The organism is Streptococcus sp. DTU_2020_1001019_1_SI_AUS_MUR_006, assembly GCF_032340315.1.
In the GTDB taxonomy this organism is placed as follows: Bacteria; Bacillota; Bacilli; order Lactobacillales; family Streptococcaceae; genus Streptococcus.
Window position 1 is genome coordinate 1,999,380 of sequence record NZ_CP135436.1, and the last position, 16,682, is coordinate 2,016,061.

The following is a 16,682-nucleotide window of genomic DNA, read 5'->3' on the forward strand; positions in this document are numbered from 1 at the left end:
TTTTAAAGAACTGTCAAACTAAAAAACTCACCAACCTGAGTTGATGAGAATATAACTTATTTTCTAAATTTCCATTGGCTATAAATACCAAAAGCGACAATCCAGATCGCTGAACCCCTAGCTCCCATTACAGTCGATTCTTGTAAGAAGAGAGTTCCAAATACAAAGATAAAGAATAGCATAGTTAGAGGATTTAGCAAGCGATATCGAGGCATGAGATAGCCATCTGACATAAAGTCTTTAGACTTACGATATTTGAGATGGGCTACCATGATCAAGATGTAGATGGCGATGTAAACACCTGATGAAGAAGCTGTAATCAAAGCAAAGGCATCTGATACGCCTGGAAGAACATTGATGAAGGCTGCAAAACCAATCAATACTGCAGAAGCAATGATAGCATTCTGAGGAACGTTGTGACGTGAGAGTGTATCTGCCTTAATAGCTTTCAAGAAACGATTTGGTGAATCATGGGCAATTTGGTACAAATGACGACCTGTTGAGTAAAGGGTTGAATTCAAGGCTGATGCAGCTGAAGTCAAAACTACAAAGTTAATTAAAGCTGCCGCCCACTTAAGACCAACAAGTTCAAATACCGTTACAAATGGTGAATCCGCTGCAGAAAGCTCACGCCAAGGAATAATAGACATGATTGCTAAGAGAGCTCCACCGTAGAAAAAGATAATTCGCAAGGGAATTTCCTTAACAGCCTTAGGCAATACTTTTCGAGGCTCCTTGGTTTCAGATGTGGTAACACCGATAAATTCAATCATTAAGTATGCAAAGAAAACCATCTGGAAGGCCATGACAAAGTTCATAGCACCATTTGGGAAAAGTGAGAACTGCTCACTAATATTAGCGAGACTTGCTGAACCATATGGAGTTTCAAAGCCAGTCAAAACAAGAAAGACCCCTGTTGCAATCATAGCGAGAATGGCCACGATTTTGATCATAGCAAACCAAAATTCTACTTCACCAAAGATTTTAACGGCAATCAAGTTCACCAAGCCGAGTATTGTCAGAAATACAACCTGAATCAACCAAGATGACCAGGATGGAAACCAAAACTGAACATAGTGAGCAATAGCTGTAATCTCAGCCATACCGATAAAGACTACTGAGAGCCAGTAAGACCAGACTGAGAAGTAACCCCAACCCTGACCTAGATAACGGGTGATAAAGTTGATAAAGGTATGTTGCTCCGGATCTTGGTACAACATTTCCCCGATAGCACGCATCATAAGATACATAAAGCCACCTGTAATCATATAGACCAAGACGATTGACGGACCTGTCAAACTAATTGAACGTCCAGCTCCTAGAAAAAGTCCTGTTCCAATTGTTCCTGCAATCGCCATAACCTGAACATGGCGATTGGTTAACCCACGTTCCATTTTATTTTTCTTTTTGTGCTTATTTTCTGAATTCATATAGTCTCCTCTAGTTTTTAGAATGAAGAAAAGGAGTGATAGGAAGCGCTTTCCCCATATCTACTCCTTCTTTTCATTCCTATTAAACTGTTTTTTCTACTTTTAAGATTTTAACATCATAGCTTCCTACAGGTGTTTCAATCGTAACAGTATCACCTGTTTTCTTACCAATCAAGGCTTGCCCAATTGGGCTTTCATTTGATACTTTACCTGCAAAGGCATCTGCACCCGCTGATCCCACGATGATATATACTTCTTCGTCGTCTTCACCAATTTCTTGGATAGTGACTGTTTTCCCGATAGCAACTTCATCTTGAGCAACTGCATCGCTATTGACAATCTCAGCATAACGGATTTTTGTTTCCAAGCTAGAGATTTGTCCTTCAACGAAGGCTTGCTCGTCCTTAGCTGCTTCATACTCACTATTTTCTGACAAGTCACCGTATGAACGCGCAATCTTGATGCGTTCTACAACTTCTGGACGACGAACTAGTTTCAACTCTTCTAATTCTTTTTCGAGTTTTTCCTTTTCTTCAAGGGTCATCGGATATGTTTTTTCTGCCATTTTTCTCAACTTTCTTTTGATTAAATTTAAATTTCTTTAGGTAGTAAAGCAAAATTATGTGGTAAACCACATAATTTTACAATGAAGACAAAGTCTTTTTAAAGCTTTCCTTAAATGATTTTAGTCAGTATCGACCTTTTAAAATCTGTGCCTAAACCGAATGATTCTATCACTGCTAGACTCAGGTTCAAATAAGAGGTAGGTTTTTACTTTCGTAATTTCCGAACGCCTAAAACTTGTGAATTTCAGGCGTTTCTAATCATAGCGGAAAGACTGGTGTGACTTGCTATTCCCGTAAAAAGAGAGTTTCTCTTCTACACTCACGGATTTAATAGCAAATCTTGTTCTAAGAGTTAGTTTGAACTACTTGATTGTGTCAATTTACTATTAACATGCTCTGCAACGTTTCGATCATGTTCTTCTCGTGTCGTTGCAAAGTAAACCTTGCCATCTTGTACGTTGGCTACAAAGTAGAGATTGTCACTCTTAGTTTGATTGATACTAGCTTCAATTGCATCCAGACTTGGACTGTCTACTGGACCAGGCATTAAGCCAAGGTTTGTATAAACATTATATGGTGAATTGATTGTTGTATCAATTGCTGCATCATCTGCCAAGCTAATATTTTGTCCTAGCTTACCTTCTGCATAGAGAATAGCAATATTACTCTGAAGTGGCATACCAAGGTTCAAACGATTATAGAAAACTCCAGCGATCAGTTTGCGATCGTCAGTTTTCAAACCTTCTTTTTCCACAAGTGATGCAATGGTGAGGAGTTCATTCACTGTCAAGTTCTTTTCTTTGATTGCAGAGTAATGTGCTGACAAGTTTTTGTCCATAGTTGCCACCATTTCATCAATCAAGCTTTCAATAGTTGTGCTTTCTTTGATAGCATAAGTTGCTGGGAAAAGATAACCTTCTAAACGATAACGAACACCACTTTCTTTAGTTGGTAGACTTCCGAGAAGGGTTGGATACTTAGCAACTAATTGAGAGATGAAGGTTTCATCTTGCACTTTTGCCAAGAAGGCATCAGCCGTCAAAGGTTCTTTAAACTCTCCTTGAAGCTGACCAACTGTTTGTGCGATTTGATCAATGGTATAACCTTCAGGGATTGTAAGATTTGCAAGTGCAACCTCTTGAGGTTGAGGAGTTCCACCCTTTTGCAATTCTTTGATGATATCATCTGTACTCATGCTCTTTTGCAAATTGTAGTAACCAGATTTCAAATCATTGTAGTTTTTATACTTAGCATAAAGGCTAAAGATAAAACCGTGTTTTACCAATTCAGATCTTTCTAAGGTATCCCCAATTTGCTGAAGATTAGCTCCTTCTGGAATCTGAACAGTGACATACTGTTTTGAATTAGCATCAACCGGTTGGAGTGCAGACTCGACATAACGGTAACCGAAGAATCCACCCGCACCTAGTAAAATCAATAAAACAAATACTGTTACGAAAAATCCTTTCAAGCGTGATTTTTTCTTTTTCTTGATTGGTTTCACTGATTCTTTACGACTTCTTCTAGGAAGTTCAGGTCTAGTTTCAACTGGAGCAACCGGTTCTTGACTTGGAGTTTCTTTTGCAAGAACTGTTGGTTTCGGTTGAGGTTTAATATTCTTTCGAGCAGGACTTGGTTTGGCCTGATTCGTACGATAAGAAACTGGAATCCTTGTCGAATTGGCATTGAACTCTTTCTCTTCTTGAACGGGCTGAGCAGGTACATGAGATTCAACTCGATCTACAGTAGGTACTACTGGTTCTGTAGCTACTGCGGATTCTGTAGGTGTAACTTTTTCTAGAGCTACAGCTGGTTCTTCAGATGTAACTTCTGCTGGAACTACAGCTGGTTCCGCAGGTGTAACTTTTTCTGGAACTACAGCTGGTTCAACAGGTTCTTCTGATGACAAAGACGGACGTGGTGGAACTGTTGGAGCATTAGCAAATAGTTCATCCACTAATGAAACTGAATCTTCCATCAAGTCTTCTACAGACGGCTCTTTCACTAGTTCATCTGTCTTTGAAAGAGTACTAAAATCAGAGAAAAGCACATCCTTACCACTCTCGGTAGCGCTAAGCTCTTCTTCTCTTTTCAATCTTTCTAAGTCTCTTAAAATTTGTTCTTTAAAACTTAACTTTTCTTCTTCTCTTGAATTTTCGCTCAAAGGTATTACCTCCTTCTTGATAATCCATAATATTATATCTTAAAAACTAAAGAAAAGCAACCATAGATGCCTTTCTAATGCCTAATTCGTGTTTTCCCAGACCATATCATACCATTCTTCACCAGCAAAAGTCGACTTGGATTTTCCTTCATTCACAAAACCATGTTTTTCATAATATCCAATGAGATAGTCATGGCAGGTTAGATTGATTCCCTCACGCTCATGCTCAAGAGCGAGCTCTTTTAAGGCGGTCAATAATTTTCGTCCAACACCTAAAGCTTGAGCTTTCTTAGCAATGGATAGACAAGTCACAGAGATATAGCCACCTTTTTGACGGCTATAATCTTTAATGTCTTCTGTAAAGGACTGGTCTTGTAAATGTCGATGAGGCATTACCGGCCCTTCAACGTAACCAAGGATTCGTCCCTCCTTTTCAGCCACTAAGAAACTGGTCTTAATTTCCTTCAGATGAGCTTCAAAGACAGATCTTGGAATAGCCTCCTCAGCAGAGAAATTTTCCAACTCAATCTCTAGGATACGATCAAGGTCTGTAAGCCTTGCTTGTCTAATAATCATCTTTCCTCCTGAAAATAGGGATTTGCCCAAAACATATGAAAATAAGTTTCACTACTAGTTGGCACATCAGCTAAACCTCGGTCAAGAAATCCATTCATTTCAAAGTAGGCTAGCAACTCATCCTCACAAAGCAGATAGATACCTGGTCTATCTTGCTGACGGGTAACTTCCTTCAAAGCTGCTAGCAACAAAGTTCCAAAACCTTGCCCTTGGTAATCTGGATGAACAGCTAAATCTTCAAGGATGATTGCGCTCTCATTAATGAATTCCTCATCTCTGATCTCAAGCATCCATTGTCTTAAAGAGGGAATAGGAGGTGTCGTCGCAGTGATACAAGCAATCCCTTGATCATCCAAGCTAGCTAAGAGAAACGTACCCGCATGGTTGCGGATACGTTCTTCTATTATTTCTCTATTCAATATTTCTAGGGAATTTGAAATACTTTCTTGTATCAAGCAAATCTGATTTATATCTGATTGCTGTGCTTCCCTGATTTTAATTGGAAATTCCATGTTCTTCCTTACTGAACATTGCTTGTCAAATTAGACAAGAGACGTTCGAATGAATATTCATAAATTTGGATATCGCCAGCTCCCATGAAAACATAGACAGCATTGTCATGGTCTAGGAGTGGAGAAACATTTTCAACTGTGATAACTTGATGTTTCTTGTTGATTTTATTGGCAAGGTCTTCTACCTTGACATCACCATGGTCCACCTCACGAGCTGAACCGTAGATTTGTGCGAGGTAAACTGCATCAGCCTGATTCAAGGCTTGGGCAAAATCATCCAACAAGGCGATTGTACGAGTAAAGGTATGTGGTTGGAAGATAGCCACGATTTCCTTGCTTGGGTATTTTTGACGTGCAGCATCTAGCGTCGCAATGATCTCAGTTGGATGGTGAGCAAAGTCATCAATGATAACTGTATTATTAACAACCTTTTCTGTAAAGCGACGTTTCACTCCACCAAAAGTCTTCAAGTGTTCACGTACTAAATTCAAGTCAAAACCAGCAGTATAAAGCAAACCAATCACTGCTGTAGCATTCATGATATTGTGGCGACCGAAAGTTGGAATGTGGAATTGGCCCAACTCTTGACCACGGAAGTGAACGGTAAAGGTTGAACCTGTTGTAGAACGAAGCAAGTCACTTGCTACAAAGTCATTACCTTCTGCTTCAAAACCGTAATAATAGATTGGGGCATTTGCTGTAATCTTACGCAACTCAGCATCTTCACCGTAAACGAACAAGCCTTTAGTAATTTGTTTGGCATAATCATTGAAGGCGTTGAAGACGTCCTCTAAGCTTGTGAAATAGTCAGGGTGGTCAAAATCAATGTTAGTGATGATAGAGTACTCTGGATGATATGGCATGAAATGGCGCTCATACTCGTCTGATTCAAAGACAAAATACTTGGCATTTTCAGAACCACGACCTGTACCATCTCCGATCAAGTAGCTAGTATCAGTGATGTGTGACAAGACGTGAGAAAGCATCCCAGTTGTTGAAGTCTTACCGTGTGCACCAGCAACTCCCATACTGATAAAGTCACGCATAAAACTACCAAGAAACTCATGATAACGTTTATAGCTGATACCATTTTGGTCCGCGTAAGCAATTTCAACATTGTTATCTGGGCGGAAGGCATTACCAGCGATAATTTCTAAATCTCCTTGAAGATTTTTTTCATCAAACGGTAAAATTGTAATCCCTGCTTGCTCTAGTCCACGTTGTGTAAAGTAGTACTTTTCAACGTCAGAACCTTGAACTTTATGCCCCATTTGATGCAACATCAAAGCCAAGGCACTCATACCTGATCCTTTGATTCCGATAAAATGATAGGTTTTTGCCATTTTCTTCCCCTCTATTCGCTCATTCTAGTCAAGTTAAGCTCTTGGGCCACTTGACGTTCTTGTTCTTTTTGTTTACTTTTTTTGTTATAAATTTGGCTTTTCTTTAAAAAGTCATAATTGTTTTTCTTGGAACGACTTGTTTCACCATCTGAAATTGGATGTTCCACTTGAGAAACTGTTTCTGCCAAAATATAGTGAGACTGACCTAACTTCTGACTATATTTCGCAAATTCTCCTGGATTTTCCTTTTGAAAAGGTGCTGTCGGTTGATTTGCTGGACGCACATGGCTTGTTTTCGTTTGACGTCTCGTATGACTCACATCCTGAGTCAAATATCTAGCCGAGCGCTTCTTTTTCAAATCCGCGCGAGCTTCTTCACGCGCTAATTCAGCATAGGATTTTTCTTTTTTCTCAATCGGTTTTACAAAAGGTTTGACTTTCTCTTGCTTTTTGTCTTCAGTGATTGGAGACCATTCCAAGTAGTTTTTGTCTTGGTAATCACCTTTTATATTACTGATGAAATCAGACTCATCGTAGAGATTCATAACTGGCATTTCTGTCAACATGACTTCATCATCTGCCACTATTGGAAATCGTTTTTGTGTCATATTTATTTCCTTTCAATACTCCATTATAGCGTAATGTCTTGATTTTTCAAGTATAGGCTCATGAAATCCCTAAAATTTCTCGTATTTCAGCTAGACTCAGACTGCCACGAGACTCTGTTCCATCCAAGATTTCAGAAACAAGATTTTTCTTTTTCTCTTGTAATTCTTGAATCTTTTCTTCAATTGTACCTCGAGTCACAAGGCGATAAACTTCAACAGCTTGCTCTTGCCCCATACGATGGGCGCGACCGATAGCCTGCGATTCAACTGCAGGATTCCACCATAAGTCTACTAGAATGACTGTATCGGCACCAGTGAGATTGAGACCGACCCCGCCAGCCTTTAGGGAAATTAAAAATACATCGCGCTCTCCTTGGTTAAAGGCCTTGGTCATTTCCTGACGTTCTTGCGAAGGTGTTGAACCCGTAATTTTAAAGGAAGTCAAGCCTAAGTCAGGCAGCTCTTGCTCAATCCGATCCAACATACCTCTAAATTGTGAGAAAATAAGTACACGGTGTCCACCTTCAGCAATCTGAACCAGCAAATCTCGTAAACTATCCAGCTTTCCGCTCTCTCCTTGGTAGTCCTCCATAAAGAGCGCAGGCGTATCACAAATCTGACGCAGACGCATGAGTCCAGTCAAAATTTCGACACGATTTCGTTGAAATTCCGAATCGCTTACCTGTCCCAAACGTTCCTGCATCCGTTGCAGTTGAGCAAGATAGATAGCTTTTTGTTGATCCTCCAGTTCATTCTTATAGACAACTTCAATCAAGTCAGGTAACTCTGTCAAAACCTCTTCTTTCTTACGTCTCATGACAAAGGGTTTGATAAATTGAGCCACTCTCTCGGTTGATAGTTTCATAAATTCCTTCTTAGCAGGTAAGAGGCCTGGTAAGACAATCTGAAAAATCGACCAGAGTTCTCCCAGATGGTTTTCAATCGGTGTTCCTGATAGTGCAAAGACAGATGGAACCACAAATCGTCGTAAACTTTGAGCAATCTTCGTTTGTGCATTTTTCATCACTTGAGCTTCATCTAGAAAAAGAAAATCAAAAGATAGGTCTCGATAAATTTCACTATCTTGACGGAAAGTAGCATAGCTTGTCACATAAATCTGATGATTTTCTGCCAAAATTGACTCTCGATGAGATTTTAAGCCATGCACGACCACGACATCCAAATCTGGAGCAAACTTTTGAAATTCATCAGCCCAGTTATAGATTAAGCCAGACGGAGCAAGGATTAGGACACTAGTATCTGCTTGAACCTGACTACTTAAAAAGGCGATAGTTTGCAAGGTCTTCCCAAGTCCCATATCATCTGCTAAAATCCCACCAAAGCCATAATGGTGAAGCATTTGAAGCCACTGAATTCCCTTTTTCTGATAGTCTCTAAGTTCTGCTTGGATATTCAGCTCTTTCATCGGAAAATCTTCTGGATGCGTCAAATCATGGGCCAGATTGCGAAATTCTTCGGTGAAAGAAATTTGATCCTGATTCTTAAATAGATGAGATAGGGTATAAGCTAGGGATTTACGAGCTCGAAAAGCTCCATCTTGTAGGTCCTCTATCCCTAATTCTTCTAAATCCTGACGGATACGCTTGGTCTGATCATCGAAATAGTAAACCTGATTCGAAGAGCTGATGTAATAATCCTGCTTCTCAACTAGCGCTTTCATTGCTCTATCGATTTCTTCTTGATCTATATTTTGAAAATCAAATTGAATTTCTAATAGGCTTCCCTTGGATGAGATGTGTACTTGAGGCTTCTGAACCTGATAGAGATCTTGCAAGCTCTCAGAAATCCTTAATTCTCCAAGTGCTGCAAAGGATGGCAAAACTTCCTGAAAGAAGGCATGGACTGCATCAGCTTTCAAACTTTGACGCCATGAACGAAAATCTGCTTCAAATCCAGCAGATAGAGCCAACTGAAAGACTTGCTTCTCCAGTTGAATATCACTAGCAAAAGGAAGACTCTCTAGTTCATTGCGATTTGTTACTAAGCAAGTTTCATACTGAAACTGCATATCCAAACGGATAGAACCGTCCTCTTCTCCTTCCATGTAGAACGAAGGACGGAAAGTCTGAATTTGAAGCGCATCAGGGGCTTTTACCTCTCCTATGTCTTTAAACTGCGACAAGGTCGAAGCTAGAAGATCTCGATCACTTGTATCAAATTGTAAAATCTTTCTACCACTTTTATCGATAGATACTTTTTTTAATTTTTCTATAAGTCTAGCTTGTTCTTTAGACAGAAGATAAAATGTACCTTTTGTAAACAAGACTTGTCCCTTATAAAATGAATTGAGTCCTACCTGTTGGACAATTTCCATCTCATAATAGTTGGATTTTTCTTCAATTTGAAAGGTAAATAAGCCTGCTTGACCATTAAAATCTTGAAATACAAGATGAGGATAGCTTGAAATCTGATGGTCAAATTGGAATGCATCTAAGCCCATCAGCAGACTAACACCCTGCTCAAAAAAAGACAGCGGGAAATCGAGATGACGACCTTGATTTTGGAAAAAGAGGGCATTTTCAACCTCATCTTCTACAATTCCTTGAAGGAAATTCAGAACAAATTGGCTACTTTCATCAAACTGACGAATATTCAAGGAAGTTTCATATAACTTTCCAATCATGTAGGGTTTACTAGTTTCTAAAACCTTCAGAAAAAGGGGAATATCTCGGATTACATAAAATTTCTGCGTCTGGATAAGACCGACTCTCAAAGTCCAAATAATGCGATTAGTCCCTGCTTCAATCTGCCCCTGAGCAGACAACTGATAGATTTCAGAAAGTTTCGGAATTTGGACGGATTCTAAAAACTTTCCTCCAAAAGTAACCTGAGTTTCAACTTCTTCTTTCTGTTCGTACACATTTTCCAGATTTCCCAAGAGTTCCTGACCAATCGGATCATTTTTCAGGTAATGCTCTAGTGCTGCCAAATGCACACAAAACCCTCTTTTTTGGAAAAAATCACAAGCACAAAAAACCAAATCATCATCCAGGCTATAGCGAATTTCTTCATCTGCTACACGCGCATAGAGGCGATGGTCTCTCTCTTTGATAATTTCAATCTGACTAGTTTCGTAGAGTTGAGCTCCCTCCATTCGAAGCTTCCCTGGAATCAATTTAGCCATATTTTCCCCTTTACTTTATCTCTTAATTATACCACATTTCTTCCTATGAAAATAGCCTTCTAGGAGTACTTTTCTCCTAAAAGGCTAGCTTCTTAAAATTTAGCGAAAGTAGCAATGATTCGCTGGCAAACTTCTTCCAAGACAGATGTCGGCATGGCTACATTTAAGCGAGCATGGAGGGCTCCTTCTTCGCCAAAGTCCAAGCCTCTGTTCAGGATAACCTTGGCTTCGTCTCTTAAAAGGCTTCTTAATTCTTCATCACTAATATCGTAGGCTGAAAAATCAAGCCAAATGAGATAGGTCCCTTGAGGTTTCATGACCTTGATCTTAGTTTCTTTACCAAACACATCGACGACATAATTGATGTGTTTCTCAATCAGTTCTTTGAGTTCAGATAACCAATCCTCTCCATAACGATAAGCAGTTTCTGTCGCCAAATAGCCCAAACCTGAGATTTCATGTTGATTATTAGCTAGCTGGCGTTTTTGGAAAGCCACTCTTAACTTAGGATTCTCGATAATAGCGTAGGAATTCTTTGTTCCCGCAATATTGAAGGTCTTGGTAGCGCTGCTTAAAATCAGTGAAAATTCTTTAAAATCTTCATTTACCGTATTGAATGACTGGTGCTTGTTTCCAAACAAGGCTAAGTCTTGGTGAATCTCATCAGACACCAACAAAACTCCATGTTTTTGACAAAGTTGTCCAATCTTCTCTAAGACTTCTTTTTCCCAAACACGTCCACCAGGATTATGAGGATTGCAAAGAACGTAAAGTTTCACATCCTCTTCAACAAAGTCTTTCTCTAATTGATCAAAGTCAATCTCAAAAAGTCCGTCTTTTTCTACTAGAGAGTTGGTGATTAGTCTACGATTATTGAGCTTAATGCTGCGAGCAAAAGGAGGATAAACGGGTGTATTAATGAGTACTGCTTCTCCTTCTTTGGTAAAGGCTTGAATGGCTGTTGAAATGGCTGGTACTACTCCTTCGATAAAGACTAGAGCATCCTTATCAAAACGATAGCCATGGTGTTTTTCTTCCCAGTTTTGAACGGCTTCAATCAAGCCATCACTAGCATAGGTATAGCCATAGACTAATTGCTCTGCATAATCATGGACTGTCTGACGAATCTCAGGTAAGACTTCAAAGTCCATATCAGCAATCCAGGCCGGCAATACTTGACGGTCAGTCTCTGCTTCTTTCCATTTATAGGTATGATGTCCAAAACGATTGGGCAAAGTCGTAAAATCATATTTTCCCATAGTCTTATCCTTCCAAGGCTTGACGCAAATCTTCAATCAAATCTCTGGCATCCTCAATACCAATAGACAAGCGCAAGAGGTCATCTGTCAATCCATAAGAATGGCGAACCTCTGCAGGAATGTCTGCATGGGTTTGAGTAGTTGGGTAGGTAATCAGACTTTCAACACCACCCAGGCTTTCAGCAAAAGAGAATACTTGCAAAGTATTTAAGATATGAGGGATGCGCTTCTCATCTGCCACTTTAAAGGAAATCATTCCCCCACGACCTGTATACAAAACTTCTTTGACTGCAGGTGATTGTTCCAAAAAGGCTACGATTTCCTGAGCATTAGCTGTTGAGCGCTCCATACGAAGTGACAAGGTCTTGAGACCACGAATCAATTGATAACTATCAAATGGTGACAAGACAGCCCCTGTCGTGTTGAGATTGTAAAAGAGTTTTTCATACAAATCAGCATTATCTGTCACAACTACACCAGCTAGAACATCATTATGGCCTGCAAGGTATTTTGTCGCCGAATGAAGGACAATATCTGCTCCATCTTCAATTGGACGTTGGTAAATCGGGCTATAGAAGGTATTATCCACGACAACTGTCGCTCCTTTAGCATGAGCTAATGTTGACAATTTTTCAATATCAAATTCCAACATCAAAGGGTTGGTTGGTGTTTCGATATAAAGTACATCCACATCCTTTTCTAGCTCGGCAATTAGCTCTTCTTCTGTGTTCGCATAGGTAAAGTTGAAACGACCTTCCTGTTCCACTTGATTGAACCAACGGAAAGAACCACCGTAAAGGTCACGGACAGCCAAAACCTTGCTTCCTACTGGGAAGACACTAAAGGCCAACACAATCGCAGACATACCTGAACTAGTTGCTAGAGCATAGTGGGCAGATTCAATAGCTGCTAAAACTTCCTCTGCCTTGCTACGAGTTGGGTTTTTGGTGCGGGTATAGTCAAATCCAGTTGATTGACCAAATTCTGGATGCTGATAGGTCGTTGAAAAGTGAATTGGTGTTACCAAAGCACCTGTCGCTTTATCTGACTTAATACCTGCTTGGGCTAAAATTGTGTTGATATGAAATGATTTGCTCATACTTTACCTCCAAATCTATAGTAACTATTGTACCACTTATTTTGGATCCTTCGTTTTCTTGTTTTCAAGAGCTAGTTATAGTTTCAAACTATACAAAAACGATAGCTTCCTGAGAAACTATCGTTTTTCCTGTTGAATAGACTGATTACTTAACGTGTTTAGCAAAATCTTCTTGGGCTTTTTTATTAGATTCTTCTTTTTCTTTCAGCCATTTTTGTCTAGCTTCTTCATACTCAGCTGTTGTGACAATCTTATCTTGCAATTTCACGTATTTGTAGGATTCAACACCCTTATTACCAGCTTGAGAGAAGGCGGCAGAGAATGGAACTGTTTTTCTCAATGTAGGTGTTCCACCTTTAGAAACGTTTGGAATTGCAAGGGCGCTATCAACGAGCCAAGCTTGAACTTCAGCATATTTTTCATAACGTTTCGCTGGTTCTTGCTCCTTGTTAGCATCTTCTAACATTTGAGTGTAAGTATCCAGACCAACTGCCTTAGCCTTGTCATTGACCTCACCTGGTTCTAGACCAATGTTTTGCAACATACCACCGTTATTGACATTTAGGATATCTAAATAGCTTGATGGATCCAAGTAGTCCGCACTCCAACCGCCATTATAGATATCAAAGTCTTTTTGAGCTGCAGTTTGAGCTAGGTAGCTAGAGTTGTCAAAGTCATCTGTTGATAGCTGTTGGATATCGATAACCACATTCTCAGCTCCTAGAACAGATTCGATGGATTGTTTCAAAGAGCTTGCTTCAAGTACACCTTTTTTAGCTGATTGGTCAACTGATACATCCAAGTGGATTGGGAATTGCACACCCTTAGCTTCCAATTCTTTCTTGGCTTCCGCAAATTTAGCCTTAGCTTTATCAGGATTGTAGTATGGGTCTTGTGCATCTGCAAAGTTGATTCCTTGCCATTCTTGGCCATAGTTGACCATCTTTTCTGAAACAACATCGCCAAAGTCTTTTCCGTTGATGGTTACAAATGTAGGGGGTACAACTAGGTTACGAATAATCTTCGTTGCTCCGTCCTCCCCTTGAGATTGTGCTCCATAGGCTGTACGGTTGTATGCATAGTTGAAGGCTTGACGGAAGTTTTTATTCAGAACTGCTTCTTGAGTTGATTTCTTTTCGATATCTGAGGACTTAGACGTGAAGTTATAAGATTTTCTGTCCAAGTTGAAGTTCAAGTAATAAGAAGTTGCATTTTGCATACTATAGATGATGTTATCCTTGTTCTTCTCTTTAATTCCTTCAAAGCTTGAGCTATTTGGATAAAGACGTGCGTAGCTGTAGACTCCTTCTACAAAGTTACGAGCTAGTGCATCTTGGTCACTACCATCATAATAGGCCAATTTCACATCATCTACAAAGACATTTTTTTCATCCCAGTAGTTCGGATTTTTCTTGAATTCGATGACAGATTTTGAAACAAAGGATTTCATCAAGAAAGGTCCATTGTACAAAATACTAGAAGGATCCACCTTACCAAAATCATCCCCTTTTGATTTCAGGAAGTCTGCATTGACAGGGAAGAGAATGGTTGATGTTGTTTTAGAATTCCAATAAGATTCTGGTCGTGTCAAAGTGTACTGAACTGTTTGGTCATCAAGAGCCTTGACTCCGACAGTTGAAAAGTCGCTTGTTTTCCCGTTGATATAGTCATCCAAACCTGCTACAGAATCTTGAACCAGGTACAAAGCTTCGGATTTTTTATCAGCAGCATATTTCAAACCAGTTACAAAATCTTGGGCAGTTACTGGAGCATATTCTTCACCTTCAGAGGTATACCACTTAGCATCTTTACGAAGTTTATAAGTGTATGTCAAACCGTCCTGAGAAACACTCCAATCCTCTGCTAAGGATGGAACGTAGTTACCGTATTGGTCATTTTCCATCAACCCATCTACCAAATTGGTAACGATGTCATTGGTTGTTGCACGGTTTTCTGCAAGATAGTTCAAACTAGACGGATCGCTAGAATAGACATAGTTGTATGTTTTAGTTGAACTAGCTGAGTTGCTACAAGCCGCCAATAGTAGACCAGCACTTAGGGCAAGGCCTGCCAGCGTCAGATATTTTGCCTTAGACTTTTTCATTTCCAGAACCTCCAAATTTAAATATTTGTATCATTATACAGCTATTGTTTTTTTTAGTCAAGCGATTATAGACATAAATTAATCTTTTTTCTACAATTTTTATTTTTTTCTCTCTTTTTTAAATAAAAAATGAACAATTTAAACTTTTTTAGAGTTGAAAGTTCAAATTGTTCATTTTATTTATAAACTATTATGATATTTTCAAGCGTTCTCGCAACTGGTCCGCTTTTGCCTGTCCAATAACCTTATCCAAGAGACGAGTATAGAGACTCATGAATCCGTAGAGCCCACCACCGATTGTACCAATTAAGGCGACATATAGGAAACTCCAGAAACGTCCAGTTGGTTGGAAGACAAATCCAATCATCCATTGTAAGAAGCCTACCAGAATAAACATGACTAGAGTCAAAATTGTGACTAAAATTGTTCGCTTCAAGATAATTTTTCGACGTGCACCTGTCACCTCACAGATATCTCGGTACATCAAGACATTTGGAATGATGAGACCGATAGTCGTTGAAATGAGAGGACCATAACTATGGAAAATAACTATTGATGGTAATTGTAGAACAATCTTAGCAATTGAGCCATAAACAAAATACAAGACTGCCTTGCGGTTACGAAACATAGCCTGAAGCATAGGGGACAAGACCATGTACAAGCCTAGAATTGTTGATTGCAAGACCGCAAAGACAAACAAGCCCATCGCCAAGCCATCTGGCTTACCGTAAAAGACTGTATAGAGAGGTTCACCAACCATGACTACTCCAACAGTTGCTGGAAGTAAGAATAAGAAGAGCATGGTGATACTATCTTGCACCAAACGAGCAGCTGCCTGCAAATCCCCCTTGACATAGTTCTCAGTTAAAAGTGGTAATCCTACACTACCAATGGAAACTCCAACCGATATGAGAATCATGGTGATTTTATTTGGATTGGCAGAAAAATAAGAAAACATGACAACCAAGTCTTCATTACTGTAGTTGGTAAACCACTTCATGCTATTGATAAAGGTCATCTGGTCCAAGATTTGGAAAAGCTGAATAGCCGAACCAGTCAAGATAAAAGGAATAGCTTCCTTAATGGTATCAATCAAGAGACCTTTACTATCAATCTTATCTCGGGTTTCAAAAACTTTTTGAAGCAATCCTTCCTTATAAAGGAAATAAAGCAAAACTGCAAAACTAGCTACCATTCCCACAAAGGCCGCAAAGGTAGACTGGGTAACTGCTGATAGATAATCTTTTGAACCCAGCTTCATGATGATAAAGGTTGCTAAGAGCATCCAGATAACACGAATAACCTGCTCAGCAATTTGACTCATGGCATAAGGTTTAAGATTATTCATCCCTTGGAAAAATCCACGAATCACACTCATGGACGGAAAAATCAAGACTGCCCAAGCTAGACTCTGCATAATGGGGATGAGCTCCTTACCAACACCAGAAAGATCTGCTAACCAAGGGGCAAAGAGATACAAGATTAAAGCAAAGACCACACCAAGTCCTGTCATAAAGCCTAGGAAACTCCGAATCAGGGCAAAACTATGCTCTTCCTCATGCATGGTATTGTATTTAGCGACCTGCTTTGCGACCGCAACAGGAATACCTGCTGTTGAAATCAACAAGAACCAGGCGTAGATATTGTAGCCCATGGTGAAAAGTCCATTTGCCTTAGCGGCATAAGTTCCCATCCAAATATACCAAGGGATGATGTAGATGGCCCCGAGCAAGCGACTGATAAAGTTACTAGCCGTTAGCCAGGCAGTCCCTCGTAACATCTGGGCCTGCTGATGATTATTTTCGTTAGACATAACTTCCTCATTTAATTTTAATAACGGAAATGTTCCTTATCTTCCATTATAAACTTTTCCTTG

At 39.6% G+C, this 16,682-nt stretch carries 12 protein-coding genes; all 12 read right to left on the reverse strand.

Features of this window, described 5'->3' with window-relative positions; all coding sequences use genetic code 11:
* Positions 1-56 precede the first annotated feature (56 nt).
* The 12 genes from RRU92_RS09575 to RRU92_RS09630 all read right to left on the reverse strand — a co-directional run bounded on the left by RRU92_RS09575 (position 57) and on the right by RRU92_RS09630 (position 16,619).
* Entirely contained in the window at positions 57-1,430 is a 1,374-nt protein-coding gene (locus RRU92_RS09575; protein ID WP_315639623.1) for an amino acid permease, read from the reverse strand.
* Between the two features lie 82 nt (positions 1,431-1,512).
* Positions 1,513-1,995 carry a transcription elongation factor GreA gene (gene greA, locus RRU92_RS09580; protein WP_315639624.1) on the reverse strand — a complete coding sequence of 161 codons (483 nt, stop codon included), beginning with the start codon at positions 1,993-1,995 and terminating at the stop codon, positions 1,513-1,515.
* A 353-nt stretch (positions 1,996-2,348) separates the two neighbouring features.
* A complete protein-coding gene (mltG, locus tag RRU92_RS09585) occupies positions 2,349-4,166 on the reverse strand; it encodes an endolytic transglycosylase MltG (protein WP_410530777.1) in 1,818 nt (605 codons plus the stop codon).
* A 75-nt stretch (positions 4,167-4,241) separates the two neighbouring features.
* On the reverse strand, positions 4,242-4,736 hold the full coding sequence (locus RRU92_RS09590) for a GNAT family N-acetyltransferase (RefSeq protein WP_315639626.1): 495 nt from the start codon (positions 4,734-4,736) through the stop codon (positions 4,242-4,244).
* The gene (locus RRU92_RS09595; protein ID WP_315639627.1) at positions 4,733-5,248 is read right to left on the reverse strand and encodes a GNAT family N-acetyltransferase; all 516 of its coding nucleotides are present in this window, start codon (positions 5,246-5,248) and stop codon (positions 4,733-4,735) included. Before RRU92_RS09595 ends, RRU92_RS09590 begins: the two co-directional genes overlap by 4 nt.
* Before the next feature lie 8 nt (positions 5,249-5,256).
* Entirely contained in the window at positions 5,257-6,591 is a 1,335-nt protein-coding gene (gene murC, locus RRU92_RS09600) for a UDP-N-acetylmuramate--L-alanine ligase (protein ID WP_315639629.1), read from the reverse strand.
* An 11-nt stretch (positions 6,592-6,602) separates the two neighbouring features.
* Positions 6,603-7,199 carry a cystathionine gamma-synthase gene (locus tag RRU92_RS09605; RefSeq protein WP_315639630.1) on the reverse strand — a complete coding sequence of 199 codons (597 nt, stop codon included), beginning with the start codon at positions 7,197-7,199 and terminating at the stop codon, positions 6,603-6,605.
* A gap of 58 nt (positions 7,200-7,257) precedes the next feature.
* Positions 7,258-10,344, reverse strand: a complete 3,087-nt coding sequence (locus RRU92_RS09610) for a DEAD/DEAH box helicase (protein ID WP_315639632.1) — start codon at positions 10,342-10,344, stop codon at positions 7,258-7,260.
* A 92-nt stretch (positions 10,345-10,436) separates the two neighbouring features.
* Complete coding sequence (locus tag RRU92_RS09615; RefSeq protein ID WP_315639635.1) at positions 10,437-11,603, reverse strand: MalY/PatB family protein; 1,167 nt, start codon at positions 11,601-11,603, stop codon at positions 10,437-10,439.
* A gap of 4 nt (positions 11,604-11,607) precedes the next feature.
* A complete protein-coding gene (locus RRU92_RS09620; RefSeq protein ID WP_315639637.1) occupies positions 11,608-12,702 on the reverse strand; it encodes a cystathionine gamma-synthase in 1,095 nt (364 codons plus the stop codon).
* Between the two features lie 145 nt (positions 12,703-12,847).
* Positions 12,848-14,806, reverse strand: a complete 1,959-nt coding sequence (locus RRU92_RS09625; protein WP_315639640.1) for a peptide ABC transporter substrate-binding protein — start codon at positions 14,804-14,806, stop codon at positions 12,848-12,850.
* Positions 14,807-14,996: 190 nt separating this feature from the next.
* Complete coding sequence (locus RRU92_RS09630; RefSeq protein WP_315639641.1) at positions 14,997-16,619, reverse strand: polysaccharide biosynthesis protein; 1,623 nt, start codon at positions 16,617-16,619, stop codon at positions 14,997-14,999.
* Positions 16,620-16,682: the final 63 nt, after the last annotated feature.